The sequence below is a fragment of the Streptomyces sp. I05A-00742 genome (genome assembly GCF_013055795.1).
Classification (GTDB): Bacteria; Actinomycetota; Actinomycetes; order Streptomycetales; family Streptomycetaceae; genus Streptomyces.
In genome coordinates this window covers 68,902-85,040 of record NZ_JABETO010000015.1, presented here as the reverse complement: position 1 = coordinate 85,040, position 16,139 = coordinate 68,902, and the positions used below count along the sequence as shown (strand labels likewise).

Sequence of the window (16,139 nt, the reverse complement as noted above, 5' to 3'; positions counted from 1 at the left end):
TTGGGAAGTCCAATGGTTTTTCGTAGGGAATCCCAACGACTTTCCCGCTATCCTCGACCCATGGCACACACCCGTACGGAAGCCGACGCCGGCGAACCCACCCTTGCCCGTATCCAGTCCCTCCCGAGCTGGCTGCTCAACCGCGCCTCCGCCCGCGGCCGCCGCCTCGTCTCGGACGCCCTCGCGCAGGACGGCATGCGGATGCCCCACCACGCCGTGCTCTCCGCCGTGGCCGACCTGGGCCCCGTCGCCCAGGCCGAGCTCGGCCGCACCACCGGGTTCGACCCGAAGGACATGGTCGGCATCCTCAACGAACTCCAGGCGAAGGAGCTGATCACCCGTGCCCCCGACCCGTCCGACCGCCGCAAGAACGCCATCACGCTCACCGACGAGGGCCGCAGGCGTCTCGACCGCCTCACGCGGCTCGGGGACGAGGCCAACGAGGCGTTGCTCTCCGCTCTTTCGCCCGCCGAGCGCCGGCTGTTCCTCGACCTGCTCGCCCGGGTCGTCGACGAGGGCTGACGCGTTCCGGTGGATGCCGGCGGGCGGTGCCGCAGGGGCGCCGGCACGGTGGGGCCGGGCCGGTGCCGGGTCGGTACCGGTATTCACCGAAACACAGGACGCCCTCACCGCGGATCTGGTGGGATGGCTTCGCGCGGACGGGCGGTCGAGGATGAGGGGTGGTTCGAGTGGCGTGGGGCCTCGGGGACCACGGGGGCCGCAGAGTTCCGCGATACGGTCCGCGGGGCGGGAACGGTCCGCGGAACGGATACGGTCCGCGGAACGGATACGGGACGCCGGGCGGGAGGCCGATCCCGGACGAACCGCGTTCCGGCCGACAGCATTTGACGAGCGGGCAGCCGGCCCTCGCGTCACGCCCCGCCGCGCCCCGCGTCCCGTACGGCCCGCCACAAGCCGTCCGGGCCGGAACCCCGCACCGCCGCCTCCGCTCCGGCGCCCGTGATGCACGCACACCGGACCCACGTACGCCGGGTCTCCGTATCGACGCCCGGGAACGGGATCCGCGCCCGCCGGACCGCCGTGGAGTCCGGCCGCCCGGCACCGGCCCGACGCCTCTCCCCGGCGCGCGGCCGCCGTCCCCGCTCCCGCCGCCGGAGGAGTGCCGCCGGCGCATGCCACCGCGCGTCCCCTCGCCCCGCAAGCGCACCCCCGCACGAAAAATGCGCACCCCCGCACGAAAGGAGCCCGAGTGACCCTGCAACAGCTGCACTACTCCTGCTCGTCCGCGGCATCGGGCCCCCGCTTCACGGCCGCCAGCGCCGACCTGCCCGCCCTTCTGCTGGGGGAGACCGAGGCGCTGCTCGCGTACGAGCCGCCGGACGCCGGCCCCGGCACCGCCCCGGACGAACTCACCGGCCTCCCGGTTGTCTTCAGCCACAACCGACTCTCCGACGGCACCCGGCTGCTCTGCCGCACCGTGTGCACCGGCACTTACCTCCGCGGCCGACGCCACGCCTTCCACGCCCACGCGGTCCGGCTGACGCAGGACGGCCCCCTGCCCGGCGGCCTGCTGCCCATCGAGGCGTGGGAGTCCCCCTCCTGGGCCGACTCCACCCCAGGTGACGGGGTCCCGGACGTCATGACCGCCCTCGCGCCGGCCCGGCGCATCGGCAAGGCGGGGCTGCTGGAGTTCGTCACCGCCCGCGCCGAGCGGCTGGAGCCCTTCCTCACGGACGTACGGGCCCTCTTCCGCAGCCCCGACTCGCCCCAACTCCTCGTCATCGAACGGGACACCACCCACATCGCGCACTGGATCGCCGTCGCCAGCGCCGTCCTGCCCCGCGAACTCGCCGACCGCCTCACCTTCACCACCTACACCCGCCGCCCCCTGCTCGCCCGGCACCAGATCGTCGGCGCCTTCCCCGGCTCGGACTTCGACTACGCCCATGTGGCGGCCGACCGCCGCTACCGCGTCCACGACTGCGCGGGCGGCCAGTCCAGCCCCGTCCGCGACGAGCCGGACCCCTGGGCGGCCGTGGCCGCCCGCATCCTCCTGGCCGGAAAACCCGCGCTGTTCACGGAGGCCGCCCGGCTCCGCACGGCCGCCGACCGCGACACGACGCACGACGCCGGCCGCCTCGCCGCCGTCGCGCTCCGGGAGGGCATCCTCCTGGACTCGCCCGGACGCACGGCCGCCGCCCGCTGGGCACGCCTCCACGCCTCCGGCGACCGCCCCGACAGCACCCTGCTGGACCCGGTGATCGGCGCGCTGGCCGAGGGCAGCACCCCCCGTATGTCCGCCGAATGGGCGGCACTGGCCGAACTAGCCGAGCAGTTCACGCCCTTGACGTCCAGCGCGCCCGGCGAACGGCTCAGACGCGACCTGCGCGCGGAACTCGACCGCGCGGCCCCCGGCGAACCGCTCGAACAGGTGCTGTCCCTCCTCCGTCTCGCGGAAGCCCTGCGCGCCGGCCACAGCCCCGTGCTCACCGCCCGCCTGAGCGCCGCCCTGCTGGGCGACGGCGCGCAGGACCGGGAACGGGTGTGGTCGGCGGTCACCGCGCGCCCGGGGCTCACGGCCGCCGTCCTCGACACCCTGGAGCGCACCGCGGCCACGGGCGACCCGGCGTCCGTCGTCCGCCTCCTCACCGCCGGCTTCCCGAAGGGTGAACTGGCCGACCGCCCCCACCTGCGCATGGCGGCCGCCGTCGCCGACCGGCCGCTCCCGCCGGACGAGGACCGCACCGAGCTCCTCGCCGCGCTGATCGGAAGGGCCGGACGCCGCCACGGCTCCGACCCCTCCGTCCTGCGCACCGCCTACCGCCTGGTCTGGGGCAGCGCCCGGCCCACCCCGGCGGAGGCCGCCGCCCTGCTGTCCCGCCTCCCCGCCGAACGGCACCGCGCCGCGGGGCTCGATGACGCGTTCGTCCGGTCCGTCCTGGAGAGCGGGCCCGACGACGAGCACGCCCCCGCCGTCGCCAGGACGTTGATACTGCGCTGCGGACACCGGCTCGACCCCCGCCGGCACGCCGCGCTGCTCCTCCTCGACCAGGCGGGAGCCCTTGAGGACGGAGAGGAACAGCCCGGCTTCGCCGCCCGGATCCTCGCCCTCCGCGAACAGGCCGCACCCCTGGAGCCGGCCATCGACGAGCGCGTGTGCGGCGCCCTCACCCGCAGACTGCTCTCCGGCGAGCCCTGCCACGAGGACCTGTCCGCACTGGTCCGCTCCGGCGACGAGGAACTGATCACCGCTTACGCACGCATGGCCCGCAGCGGGCTCGCGGACCTCGTCCTGCGCCGGTCGCCCGAGTTCGCGGGCGTGTGCTTCGTCGCCTGGCACACCGAGCCCGCCACGAGCGAGCTCTGGGACGACATCCGCAACGACCTGCTGTCCTCGGTGCTGCGCCCCGCCGTCCGCCGGATGACCCGTGAGGAGCTGGACGAAGTCCAGTGGTTCCTGAGCGAACAGGACGGCCCCTGGGCCGAGATGTTCCTCGACTGGAACAGACGCCCCGGCGTCCTCGGCCGGCTCGGCTCCCTGCGCCGGACGGCCGGCGCGAGGACACGGGCGGACTGACGCGGGGCTGTCGGGCGGGGCCTTGTGGCTTCACGCGGCGGGCCCTCGGACGGGGCCTTGTGGCCTCACGCGGCGGGAGGTCGGGCGGGGCCTGGCGGCTTCACGCGGCGGGTCGTCCGGCGGAGGCCTCGTGGCCACACGCGGCAAGGACGACGGCTGCCCGCGCGCCGTCCCGTCACGGCATCACGACGCGCTCCTCGCCCGCGTACACGTTCATCGAGGAGCCGCGCAGGAACCCCACCAGGGTCATCCCCGTCTCCACCGCCAGGTCGACGGCCAGGGACGACGGAGCCGACACCGCCGCCAGCACGGGGATTCCCGCCATGGCCGCCTTCTGCGCCAGTTCGAAGGAGGCCCGCCCCGAGACGAGCAGCACGGTCCCGGACAGCGGCAGGGACCCCTCGCGCAACGCACGCCCCACGAGTTTGTCGACCGCGTTGTGCCGCCCCACGTCCTCGCGGACGTCCAGCAGTTCGCCCTCCGCCGTGAAGAGGGCGGCCCCGTGCAGACCGCCCGTGCGGTCGAAGACCGTCTGGGCCGCGCGCAGCCGGTCGGGAAGGGCGGCCAGCAGGTCCGTGGTGAGCCGCACCGGCACGGGACCGTCTGCCACCGGCCACCGGGCCGTGGTCCGGACGGCGTCCAGGCTCGCCTTGCCGCACAGGCCGCACGACGACGTGGTGTAGACGTTGCGTTCGAGGCTCACCTCGGGGACGGGCACACCGGGGGCGAGCCGGACGTCGACGACGTTGTACGTGTTCGAGCCATCGTCCGTGGCCCCCGCGCAGTAGACGATGTTCGCCAGCTCCTCGGCCCGCCCGAGCACCCCCTCGCTGACCAGGAAACCCGCGGCGAGCGCGAAGTCGTCGCCCGGCGTGCGCATGGTGATCGCCAGCGGTTTGCCGTTGAGCCGGATCTCCAGCGGCTCCTCCGCCACCAGGGTGTCGGAACGCGCGTTCACCGCGCCGTCCCGGATGCGGATGACGCGGCGGCGTGCGGTGACCCGTCCCATGGCTGCTCAGTCCCGTGGCTGTCGACGGCGGTTGACGGTCACATTCTCCCGGGCGTTCTCCCCGGCGTTCTCCCGGGCGCGGCCATGCCCCGTCTCGGAGGCGGACGGGCGTCGAAATCCGGTCACGGTCGACGCGCAACCGGTTACCGACGGTCGCACGTGACGTGGACCTCATCGCCGACGGTCACCCTGTCATCCGCCGGACAGGAGGCTACCGTTCGGTAGGCAACGTGCTGTTCCCCGCCCCGACTGTGCACCGAGAGCGGAGAAACCCCATGGCACCGACCCTCAACTCCCTCGTCCTGCGACCCGGTACCGAATGGGACAGCGCTTGGCGGCGCTGTCTGGCCCTGGCCCCCGAGGCGTTCCGGGACGACCGCGTCCTCAACCTCTGGAACGGCGCCTGGCACGCGGACGGCCGTCCGCTGCCCGCCGTCACCCCGGTCGACGGCACCCCCGTCGCCGGACCGCCACGCCTCGACGCGGAGGCCGCCCACCGGGCCGTGCGCGCCGCGCTCGACCAGCACCGCGCCTGGCGCGAGGTGCCGCTCTTCGAGCGCAGGGCGCGGGTGACCGCCGCGCTGGACGCGCTCGACGAGCATCGCGAACTCCTCTCCCTGCTCCTGGTCTGGGAGATCGGCAAGCCCTGGCACCTCGCGCAGGCGGACGTGGACCGGGCGATCGACGGAGTCCGCTGGTACGTGGACGGCATCGCCTCGATGACCGCCGGACGCGTCCCGCTCCCCGGACCGGTCTCCAACATCGCCAGCTGGAACTACCCGATGAGCGTGCTCGTCCACGCCATGCTCGTCCAGGCCCTGGCGGGCAACGCGGTGATCGCCAAGACCCCGACCGACGGGGGCCTGTCCTGTCTGACGCTGGCGTGCGCCCTCGCCGTCCGTGAGGGCCTGCCCCTGACCCTCCTCAGCGGCAGCGGCGGCGAGCTGTCCGAGGCGCTCGTCCGGGCGCCCGAGATCGGCTGCGTCTCCTTCGTCGGTGGCCGGGACACCGGTGCCCGTGTCGCCACCGCCGTGGCCGACCTGGGCAAACGCCACATCCTCGAACAGGAGGGGCTGAACACCTGGGGCATCTGGAACTTCACCGACTGGGACGCCTTCGCCCCGCGGATCCGGAAGACCTTCGACTACGCCAAGCAGCGCTGCACCGCCTACCCCCGCTTCGTGGTCCAGCGCTCGGCGTTCGCGGACTTCCTCGCCCACTACCTGCCCGCCGTGCGGTCCGTGCGCTTCGGCCACCCGCTCGCCACCGACTGGCCCACCGACGACCTGCCCGAGCTGGACTTCGGCCCGCTCATCAACGCGGCCAAGGCGAAGGAGCTGACCGACCAGGTAGCCGAGGCCATCGACCGGGGCGCCGTCCCGCTGCACCACGGCTCACTGGCGGACGGCCGCTTCCTCGCGGGCCAGGACCGCAGCGCGTACGTCCCTCCGGTCACCCTCCTCAACCCACCGCCCTCCTCGCCCCTGCACCACGCGGAGCCCTTCGGCCCCGTGGACACCATCGTGCTGGTGGACACGGAAGCCGAGCTCCTCGCCGCGATGAACGCCAGCAACGGCGCCCTCGTCGCCACCCTCTCCTGCGACGACCCGGCGACCTTCGAACGCCTCGCCCCCCAGGTCCGCGCCTTCAAGGTCGGCCACGGGAAGCCGCGCTCGCGCGGCGACCGCGAGGAACTGTTCGGTGGATTCGGGGCCTCCTGGCGGGGCGCCTTCGTCGGCGGGGACCTGCTCGTCCGGGCGGTGACCCAGGGATCCTCGGCGGAGGAGCGGCTGCCGGGCAACTTCCCGGACTACCACTTGATGCCCTGAACAGTGCCCGGGTCGCGTCCCGGAGCCGGCGCTCCCTCCTGCGGCGGCTCCGGGACGGACCGACATGGTCGTGGTCCGGCTATCACGCCGGTGCCGTGTCCGTCGTCCGGCCGTCGTCCGTAGGTGCCATGTGTGGACCTCCGGTGTCCTCCGGTGCGTTCGTGGTGTGGTGGAGGCCGAGGTGCTGGTGGAGGTGGTGGGCGATGCCGGTGATGGTGCTGTTGCTGCTGACGAGTTCCATGGGGGAGATCCGGACGTCGTAGGTCTGCTGGAGGGCGGCGAGGAACTGGGCGCCCATGAGGGAGTCCATGCCGTAGATGTCGAGGCGCGCGTCGGGGTCGAGATCGCCGGGGGTGGTTTTGAGGGTGTCGGCGATCAGGTGGGTGAGCTCCCCGACAAGGTGGTCGACCGCGGTGTGGGCCGGCATGCGGCGCAGTGCTTCGAGGCGTTGTTCGCGGGCGAGACCGCCGACGACGGCACCTGCGGGGACGAGTGTGCTCAGCCGGGGGCCGGCGGCCTGGGGCAGGAGGTCGGCGGCGCGTGACCACTGGTAGCGGCCGATGCCTGTGACGTCGGAGTCCGCAGGGAGGAGTTCGGCGGTGGCGAACGCCTGCCGGGGGAGGAGAGGTTCGACGCCGAGCGCGGTCAGGCTGTCGTCGAGGCTGTTGCGGGCGACGTAGCCGGTGCCGGAGATGGCGCCCCAGGCGATCGCCAGGCCCGGATGCCCTTCGCGGCGGCGTCGGCGGACCAGGGCTTCCATGGCGAGGTTTCCGGCGACGTAGGGGGCTTGGGCGATGTTTCCGAGCAGGGCGGTGCCGGAGGAGTGGCACAGGAAGAGGTCGCAGTCCCGGTCCCGGGTGAGGGCGTCGAGGACGGCCGCTCCGGTCATCTTCGGTGCCAGGACGGCGGCGATCCGGGCCTCGTCGAGCTCGGTGAGCGGCGCGTCGTCGAGGTGCATCGCGGCGTGGACGACTCCGCGCAGCGGAAAGCCGGTGCGGTCGATCCTTTTGACCAGGGCGCGCATGGCCTTGAGAGAGGTGACGTCGGCGGCGTGGGCGGTGGCGTGGACGCCGCGTGCGGCCAGTGAGGCGAGGACCGACGCGGCTTCGGGGGCCTGGGCTCCACGCCGGCCGGCCAGAGCGATGTGGCGGGCGCCGCGGTCGGCGAGCCAGTGGGCGGTGGCGGCGCCGAATCCACCGGTGCCGCCGGTGACGAGGTAGGTGCCTGCTGGGTCGGGGCGGGGCGGGCACGCGGCCGGCTCGACCGGCACGGGTTCGTCGTCGGGGTGGAAGGTGACGACGACTTTCCCGATGTGACGGGAGTGCTGCAGGAGGCGGAATGCCTCGTGCACCCGGGCGGCGGGGAAGGCGGTGTGCGGCAGCCCGTGATAGTCGCCGTCGCCCAGGACGTCGGCCCGTACCTCGTTCAGGTGTGTGCGGATCTCCGTGTCCTCCAGCAGCGTGGTGATGTCCACACCGAAGAAGGCGATGTTGTTGTTGAAGGCGCGCAGGGACAAGGGCTTGTTCTCGTAGATGTCGCGTTTGCCCAGTTCCATGAAGCGGCCGCCAGGACGCAGGAGTTCCAGGCCGCGGGTGATGGCCTCGCCGGCGAGGGAGTTGAGGACGACGTCGACGCCCCGTCCGTCGGTGATCTCGCGTACCCGGTCGGCGAAGTCGAGGCTGCGGGAGTCCAGGACGTGTTCGACCCCGAGAGTGCGCAGGAAGGAACGTTTGAGTTCGCTGCCCGCGGTGGCGACGACCCGTGCGCCGACGAGTTCGGCGAACCGCAGCGCCGTCAGGCCGACGGCGCCCGCCGCGCCGTGGACCAGGAGGGTTTCTCCGGGGCGCAGCCGGGCGAGGTGGGCCAGACCGTAGCCGACGGTGATGAACGCGATCGGGACGGTGGCGCCTTCGGTGAAGGTGTAGTGGTCGGGCAGGGGGATGAGCCAGTCGGCCCGGGTGACGGTGTGGGTGCTCAGGCAGGAGGGGGCGACGCCGACGACCCGGTCGCCCGGCCGGAAGGCGGTCACGCCGGGGCCGCAGGCGGTGACCGTGCCGGCGCATTCGACACCCGGACCGTTTTCGGAGGGGGTGCCCTCGGTCAGCTCGCCCGGGAGGAGACCGGTCGTCTGCATGATGTCCCGGTAGTTCAGGCCGACGGCTCCCACAACCAGTGCCACTTCACCGGGGCCCGGCCGTGGGAGAGCGGTCTCGGCCCACGACAGCCGGTAGGACAACCCGGGGTCCTCCACCCGCAGGGCGAAGGGGACGCTGTCCGGTCGTACTCGCGCGGGTACGGCGCCGGGCCGTTCACGGGGGACGAACCGGCCCTGGGCGGTGAGGGCGATTTCGTCCTCCTCGCCGGGGGTGAGGAGTTCATGGGCGAGGCGTTCGGCGTCGGCGGCCGCCTCGCCGGTGCGGACCAGGGCGATCCGCCGGGTGCCGAGGAGGGGGTGCTCGTTGGCGAGGGTGCGGGCGGCTCCCCAGACCGCCGCCGCCGCGGGGTCGGTGTTCTCCCAGGGGCCGGGCAGTGCGTCGTGCGGGTGGGTGACCAGCCACAGACGGAGCCCGGGAGGTGTCGACCGGCGGCAGGCGGTGGCCAGGGCTCCGAGCGCGGCGATGGCCCGGGCGGCGTGAACGGCCGGGGAATCGGGGCCGGTGCCTTGCACGCGGCCGAGGAGCAGCGCGATGTGCACGGTGGTCGTGGTGTCGGAGCGTTGGGCGGTCTCCAGCAGGGTCGTCCACTCCTGCGCCGTGGCGCCGGCGCGACCGGTGGAGACCGCGGGTGCCCCTTCGCGGGTGAGAGCGGCGGCGAGAGCGTCGATCAGGTCGCGTTCCCGGTGGTCGTCGTCGGTCACGAGGAGGAAGGCGGCGTCGGCCGGCGCCGCGGGGAGCTGCCCCGGCCGGGAGGTGGTCCGGGGGGTGGTGGCCAGCAGGATCGTGTGCCCGTCGGTGTCGGTGCGGGTGATGTCGGTGAATCCGCACCGCTGCAGGGCGGCGGATCCGCTGTCGCCGCACAGCGGCGGGTGGTGACCGGTGGTGGGGCCGTGAAGGAGGTCCCTCAGACCGGTGTCGTGCGGGAAAGAGGTGACGAAATATCCGCCGGGTGCCAGCAGCGCTGCGGAGCGCCGGAGCGCAGCTTCGGGGTCGGGATGGTCGTGCAGACGGTCGTCGACGACGACGTCGAAGGTGTGGGCGGCCGGCTGCGGAGGCGCGTCGTCGTCCGGGATGTCGACGTGGTCGTGGGCGCCGAGGCGGGTGCGCAGGGCGGGCGAGGCCGTGGCCGGCACACCGGTGACGCGGTAGCGGGTGCGTTCGGGGGGCAGGACGGGGAGCAGGGTGAGGGCGGTGGTTCCGTCGCCGGTGTCGAGGACGCGCAGAGGACGGTCGGCGGGCCACCGGTCGGCGAGGCGGGTGAACAGTGCGCGCAGCACCCGGTGGTGGCGGTGGTCGGCGGGCAGCGCGCCGCGCACCTGGTCGGCGGCGGTGGCGATGTCCGCGGGTGTGGTGCCCGGGGCGCCCGTCCAGTGCCGGTGTGCCGTGGCGGCCAGGGCGAGGGCGGTACCGAAGGACGGGTCGGCGGCCAGGCAGCGGTGGGCTGCTTCGCCGGTGTCGTGGCGGGGGGCGGTCAGTTGGTGGCGGCCGTCGCCGAGGGGCCGTGCGGTGTGGTGGCGGTGCATGAGGGCGAGGACGCGCCGGGCCCAGGCGTGGTGTGCGGCGGGCAGGGCGGCGTCGAGCAGGTCGCCGGTGGTGAAGGGGGTCCGGGGGGAGGGCAGGAGACGGGCGAGGGCGTTGGCGTGGTGGCGGGCGGCGAACTCGTCGAGGGCGTCGCGCGCGCGTCGCTCGTCGCCCGGGCGCGGGGACGGCTCGGCCGGGAGGGCGGTGCCGACGAGGTGCCGCGGTGGGGGAAGGGGGGAGGGGGCGCAGGGCTGCCGGGGGTGGGGTGCCGCGCGCCAGGTGGTGTGATGGACGGTGACGGGGGTGATTCCCGTGGCGCCGGCCCGGCGGAGCCGGCAGCCCTCGACGCGTACGGTGACCCGGCCGTCCGTGGTGGTGAGGGTGAGGTCCCAGCGGACCTCCTCCCGGGTGCGGAAGCGCTCCTGGACCCAGAGGAATCCGGTGGGGTCCGGGGTGTCCCAGACCTGTACCGCGGAGATGCTGGAGGGCAGGAAGGCGTGCCCGGCGTCGAGCCGGTCGGTGAGCAGCTGGACGCCGGCCTGCAGGGCTCCGTCCAGCACCGCCGGGTGGACGACGTACGGCGCTCCCGGGGCGGGGTGGTGGTAGGCGGCCAGGACCTCCGCGGGACCGGTGCGCAGACCGGTGAGGATACGAAAGGCGGGTCCGTACTCCAGCCCGGCCGCGGCTCGGTCCCGGTAGCAGTCGTCGGCGCCGACGGAGTGCGGGCAACGGGCGCGGACAGCGCTGAGGTCCACCGGGGCGGGGCGGCGGGCGGTCAGGGACCGGACGCGGGCGGTGGCGTGGGCGCGGGGGGTCTCGCCGGGCCGGCTGGTGCTGGTGATGGTCACCGTGCCGTCGTCCGGGCGCAGGGAGAGCTGGAGCTGGATGGTGCCTGGGTCGTCCCAGGGCACGGCGAGGCCGCTGTTGATGATCAGGTGCCCGGTTTCGAGGGGGCCGTCGCCCAGGGTGCGCCGGCCGGCGGCGAGCGCCATCTCGACGTAGCCCGTGGCGGGCATGAGGACCGTGCCCTGGATGCGATGGTCGGTCAGCCAGGGGACGAGGACCGGCTCGACGGGGCCCTGCCATTGCGGGTGCGGTGCGGGCATGCGCTCGCCGAGCAGGGGGTGGTCCAGCAGCCCGTCGCCGCTGGTGCGGAGCCACGACTGGGGGCTGCCGGCCCAGTGGCGGTGGCGTTGCCATGGGTACGCCGGCAGGTCGGCGAGGTGTCCTGGGCGCGGGGTGGGGCCGGTGGCGTCGGCGCCCGCGGCGATGAGCGAGGCCAGCGCGGTGGCCAGGGTCCGCGGCTCGTCGCCGTCGCGGTGACCGGTGGGTACGACGGCGGGGCGGCCGCGGTGGCCGGCGGTGGTGCTCCTGCGCAGGTAGGCGCCCAGGACGGGGTGGGGGCCGATCTCCAGGAAGATGCCGGCGCCGTCCTCGCGGGCGAGCGCGGCCGCGTCGGCGAAGCGCACCGGCCGGCGGATGTTGTGCCACCAGTAGGCGGCGTCCAGCTCCGTGCCGAGCAAGGGGGTGCCGGTGACGGTGGAGTGGAACGGGACGGTGGCGGGGGCGGGTTCCAGTCCGGCCAGCGCCCGGAGCAGGGGGGCTTCGCAGGCGTCCATGGCGGGGCTGTGGAAGGCGTAGTCGAGGTCCAGCTCGCGGAAGAAGACGCCGCGGCGGCGCAGGTCGTCCCCCAGGGCGGTCAGGTCGTGGGCGCGTCCGGCGACGGTGACGTCCTGTGGGCTGTTGATCCCGGCGAGCACCACCGCGTCGCCGTGCCGGGCGAGGACGCGGAGTGTTTCCTCGGCGGACATCCCGACGGCGGCCATGCGCCCGCTGCCGCGCAACGGCGCCTGGGCGCGGGAGCGTTCGGCGATCACCCGGGCGGCCTGCCCGGTGTCCAGGATGCCGGCGGTGTGCGCGGCGGCCACTTCACCGACGCTGTGTCCGAACACGGCGGACGGCACGATCCCGTGCGCGCGCAGGACGGCGGTGATGCCCAGCTGGACGGCGAGCAGCAGGGGCTGGGCGAACTCGGTGGCCTCCAGGTCCCGGGTTTCGGGCGGCCGGGTCAGCGCATGGGCGGTGGACCACCCCAGAAAGGTGGTCAGGTGAGTGTCGAGCTCGTCCACCGCGTTCCTGAAGACCTCGTCGTGTGCGTACAGGGCGGCACCCATGCCCGGCCACTGCGAGCCGTTGCCGGAGTAGACGAACGCCACCCGCCTGTCGGCGACGGCCGTGGCGACGGCCCCGCCGGAGGTGTCCGGCGCGGATCCGGACGCGGAGGCGGTGGTCAGGGCCCGCAACGTACGGGCGGCCCGGCCGGCGTCGGCGGCCAGCACGACCGCGCGGTGGTGGTGCCGGCCGCGCCGCCACAAGGTGGCCGCGATGTCGGCGAACTCCTGTGCGGGGGCCCGCTCCAGGTGGTCCGCGAGCCGTGTCGCTGCCTGGCCGAGCGCCTCGGCGGAACGGGCGGAGACCACCACCGGCACCGGCACCGGCCGCGGCGGGGGCGGTGCGCCCGGTGCGGACACGGGCTCGGGCGCGGCGATGATGACATGGGCGTTGGCTCCGCCGAAGCCGAAGGAGTTGATCCCCACCACTGCGCGCCCGGTGGTTGTCACGGGCAGTTTCTCGGTGACCGGCCGCAGCCCCAGGCCCGTGAAGTCGATGTCGGGGTTCAGTGGATCGGCGTGCAGGGAGGCGGGCACCATGCGGTGGCGCAGGACCAGCAGGGCCTTGCACAGCCCGGCCATGCCGGAGGCGGGTTCGAGGTGACCGAGGTTGGTCTTCACCGATCCGATGGGCAGTTCGCCGGTGATCCGCCGCATGCCCAGGGCGTGTCCGATGGCCGTGGCCTCGACCGGATCACCGACGGGCGTGCCGGTGCCGTGGGTTTCGAAGTAGACGAGTTCGTCGGGGTCGACGTTCGCCCGGGCGTAGGTGCGGCGCAGCAGGTCCTCCTGGGCCGCGGCGCTGGGCAGGAACACCCCCGGGGTGCGGCCGTTGCTGTTGACCCCGGTGCCCAGGATCACCGCGTGGACGCGGTCACCGTCGGCGCGGGCGGCGGACAGGGGCTTGAGCAGCACCACGCCGCCGCCTTCGGCGCGTACGAAGCCGTCGGCGTGGGCGGAGAAGGCCGCGCACCGGCCGGCCCGGGACAGCATGGACGCCTGGGAGAAACCCATGAACTGCAGCGGATTGAGCAGCAGGTTGGCTCCGCCGCACAGGGCCATGGCGCTGGTGCCGTCCCGCAGGGTGCGGCAGGCCCGGTCCAGGGCGACCAGTGACGAGGAACAGGCGGTGTCGACGGCCATGCTGGGGCCGCGCAGGTCGAAGGTGTGCGAGACGCGGTTCGCGGCGAGGGCGAGCGCGCCGCCGACCATGGAGTGGGAGCCGACCTCGCGCGGTGTGAGCATCATGGAGTAGGAGCCGTCGGAGACGCCGATGTAGACGGCCGTGTCGGTGCCCGCTAGGCGGGAGGGGGCGACAGCCGCGTCGTCCAGCGCCTCGGCGGTCAGTTCCAGCAGCAGCCGGTGCTGCGGGTCCATGGCCGCTGCTTCCCTGGGCGCGATGCCGAAGTAGGCCGCGTCGAAGCCGGCGATGTCGTCCAGGAAGCCGCCGGCGGCCGTGTAACTCTTGCCCGGGCGCGGCCTGCTGACGTCGACGAACCGGTCGGTGTCGAACCGGTCCGGTGGAACTGTCGTGATCATGTCACGTTCTTCTTCGAGGGCCGTCCACAGCTCCGTCAGGCCGCCGATGCCCCCCGGCAGCCGGCAGGAGACTCCGATGACGGCGATCCCCTCGTCCGCGGCCTTCCGTCCGTCCGGTTCCATCCCCACGGCCTCCCCTCCATCGCCCGATGGCTCCAGGCCGTCCGCGACGGGTGCCTCGCCCGCGGGCACGGGCCACGCACGGGAGAAGCCATCATCCGGCAAGCACATTTCCATTCTTCACCTGAAGAAAGACCCCAAGCTCACCGGAACCGGCATTCACCCATCCAGGTGATATCTCGCCGCGGGCACAGCAACAGCGCTCCCAGGAACACCTGTGTCCGCAACCGGGGGGACGCAACGGCAGGGCCCTCTCGTGATCAGGCCCGGGTGCGCCCTAGGGTGGCCGGACCGCCATGGCCACCGGCCCTTGGCATCCGCACCGGCGGAAGGACCCCATCCGTGTCCGTCCTCATCACCGGCGCCACCGGGTACCTCGGCAGCCGGCTGCTGCACCACCTGCTGACCGAGGAGGACGACACCCCCGTCGTCCTCCTCGGCCGCGACGAGCCGGCGGTGCTGCTCCGGCGCATCCGCACGGCCGTCACCTGGCTCGACACCGAGGGCACGCTGCGGCCCGGGGCGTTCGGCCGCCTGCGCTGCCTGCGTGCCGACCTGTCCCGTCCCGGACCGCTCCCGCACGACGAGGCCCTCGACGGCCTCACCACCATCTGGCACTGCGCCGCCTCGATCGCCCTGCACGGAGACCCCCTCCCCATCCACCGCGCCAACGTCATCGGCACCCGTCGCATCCTGGAACTGGCCGACCGTACCTCCCGCGTCCACCTCGTCCACGTCAGCACCGCCTACGTCGCCGGCCGTCGTACCCGCGGCCTGATCCGGGAAACGGACCTGTGCGACGCGGCCGGCTTCCACAACGCCTACGAGGAAAGCAAGTTCACCGCCGAACGGACCGTCCGGCACTGGGCCCGCACCCGCTCACGCACGGTCACCGTCCTGCGGCCGGGCGTCCTTGTCGACAACCGCCCCGCCCCCGACGGGCTGCCGCAGCACCCCTTCGCCTTCCTGGCCCGGACCATGCGCACCACACTCCGGGCACGCGCCCGGCGCGGCAGTGGCGCGGGCGCACCGCACGACCCCGGCCGAGCCGCCCCGGCGGCGATGCGTTTCCGCCTCCAGGGTCCCCCCGACGGCTCACTCAACCTCCTCCAGACCGACTGGGCGGTCCAGGCCATGGTCCGCACCGCCGCCGCCCACCATGAGCCCGGCGTGCTCACCGCTCATCTCACCCACCCGGACAACACCCCGGCACAACTGATCGCCCGGGCCTTCGAGGCGGCGCAACCGGGCCTGTCCGCCCACATCACCCCCCACATCCCCGACCCCACCCCTCTGGAGGCGTACGCCGTCCGGGAGTTCGGCTACCTGCTCTCCTACAACACCCACCAGCGCACATACGACCGCACCCACCTGCTGCGGCACATCGGTGGCCTGCCCGCCCCGCTCCCCATCGACACCGGCTACCTCGCACAAGCCCTGGCGGCCCCCTCCCGCCCGTAGCGTCGTACTTCTCTTACCTCGGGCCCCTGGCGCAGGCCGCCGGTATCACCCCGGCCGCCGCCCGGGCCGCGGGCGCCCGGCGCGGCGCACAGCTCGCGCACCGCCTCACCGAACATCCTCGGCAGTCCGTCCGTGTCGGCGAGGTGCGCACGCGCGGTGAAACTGACACACACCTCACCGCCGTAGTCCATGATCGTGGCCGCCAGGGCGTGCCCCGGGGGAAGGAAAGTCAACGGCACCACGTGCTCCAACCGCCAGCTCCGCACCCTGAACTCCCCCGGGGGCCCGGGCACATTCGTCGTGAGAAGAGAACTCACCTCCGGCCGCAGACTGCGCCGCAGGATCACGTCGCCACGGCGTCCGGACACCGGTCCAGCAGCCGCTCCACCTCCGCACGGGCCGAAGACCGCCGCGCCGCCCGCGTCCGTTCCATCACCGCCGTCAGCCTGCGCGCCGGGTCCGTCTCGCCGACCGGCAACCGCACCCGCGCCCCGACGAACCGGTTGCCGTCCTCCAGTTCGCGCCCCGGCGCACGGATACTGATCGGCATCAGCGCCATGACATTGCGCGGCACACCACCGGCGCGCTCCCGCATCCAGCTCCCCAACGCCCCCGACAGGCAGGAGAGATAGATGTCGTTGACACTGGCCCCGAAGTCACGCATCACCGGGCGCAACAGTTCTGCCCGGACGAACGTCCACCCGTGCCGCAGCGGCTCGTCCGGGCCGCGGAGGGGCACCGGCGCCAACGGCGCGGCGGGCGGGAGGCCGAAGGCGAAGTCGGCCAGCGCCAAGG

8 protein-coding genes are annotated in these 16,139 nt (G+C 73.8%); 4 read left to right on the top strand and 4 right to left on the bottom strand.

Annotation, left to right across the window (positions count from 1 at the left end):
* Positions 1–60 precede the first annotated feature (60 nt).
* Together HN013_RS16620 and HN013_RS16615 are read left to right on the top strand one after the other, a co-directional pair.
* Entirely contained in the window at positions 61–522 is a 462-nt protein-coding gene (locus HN013_RS16620) for a MarR family winged helix-turn-helix transcriptional regulator (protein ID WP_171166931.1), read from the top strand.
* Positions 523–1,210: 688 nt separating this feature from the next.
* Positions 1,211–3,538 (top strand): GTPase-associated protein 1-related protein, encoded by a 2,328-nt coding sequence (locus HN013_RS16615; protein WP_171166930.1) that lies wholly within the window; start codon positions 1,211–1,213, stop codon positions 3,536–3,538.
* Between the two features lie 175 nt (positions 3,539–3,713).
* Here the strand turns inward: HN013_RS16615 and fdhD are convergent, their stop codons facing one another.
* Complete coding sequence (gene fdhD / locus HN013_RS16610) at positions 3,714–4,547, bottom strand: formate dehydrogenase accessory sulfurtransferase FdhD (RefSeq protein ID WP_171166929.1); 834 nt, start codon at positions 4,545–4,547, stop codon at positions 3,714–3,716.
* Positions 4,548–4,822: 275 nt separating this feature from the next.
* Between fdhD and HN013_RS16605 the strand changes: the two genes are divergently transcribed.
* On the top strand, positions 4,823–6,376 hold the full coding sequence (locus tag HN013_RS16605) for an aldehyde dehydrogenase family protein (RefSeq protein WP_171166928.1): 1,554 nt from the start codon (positions 4,823–4,825) through the stop codon (positions 6,374–6,376).
* Between the two features lie 82 nt (positions 6,377–6,458).
* On the opposite strand, the gene HN013_RS16600 is transcribed toward HN013_RS16605, so the two are convergent.
* Positions 6,459–13,886, bottom strand: a complete 7,428-nt coding sequence (locus HN013_RS16600; RefSeq protein ID WP_171167001.1) for a type I polyketide synthase — start codon at positions 13,884–13,886, stop codon at positions 6,459–6,461.
* A gap of 339 nt (positions 13,887–14,225) precedes the next feature.
* Between HN013_RS16600 and HN013_RS16595 the strand changes: the two genes are divergently transcribed.
* Positions 14,226–15,344, top strand: coding sequence for an SDR family oxidoreductase (locus HN013_RS16595; protein WP_171166927.1), 1,119 nt, complete (start codon positions 14,226–14,228; stop codon positions 15,342–15,344).
* Here the strand turns inward: HN013_RS16595 and HN013_RS34160 are convergent.
* Both HN013_RS34160 and HN013_RS16585 read right to left on the bottom strand, forming a co-directional pair.
* Positions 15,305–15,661, bottom strand: a complete 357-nt coding sequence (locus HN013_RS34160) for a WS/DGAT domain-containing protein (RefSeq protein WP_171166926.1) — start codon at positions 15,659–15,661, stop codon at positions 15,305–15,307. The two genes, HN013_RS16595 and HN013_RS34160, sit on opposite strands and share 40 nt — an antisense overlap.
* 26 nt (positions 15,662–15,687) lie before the next feature.
* Positions 15,688–16,137, bottom strand: a complete 450-nt coding sequence (locus HN013_RS16585; RefSeq protein WP_249375080.1) for a hypothetical protein — start codon at positions 16,135–16,137, stop codon at positions 15,688–15,690.
* Positions 16,138–16,139: the final 2 nt, after the last annotated feature.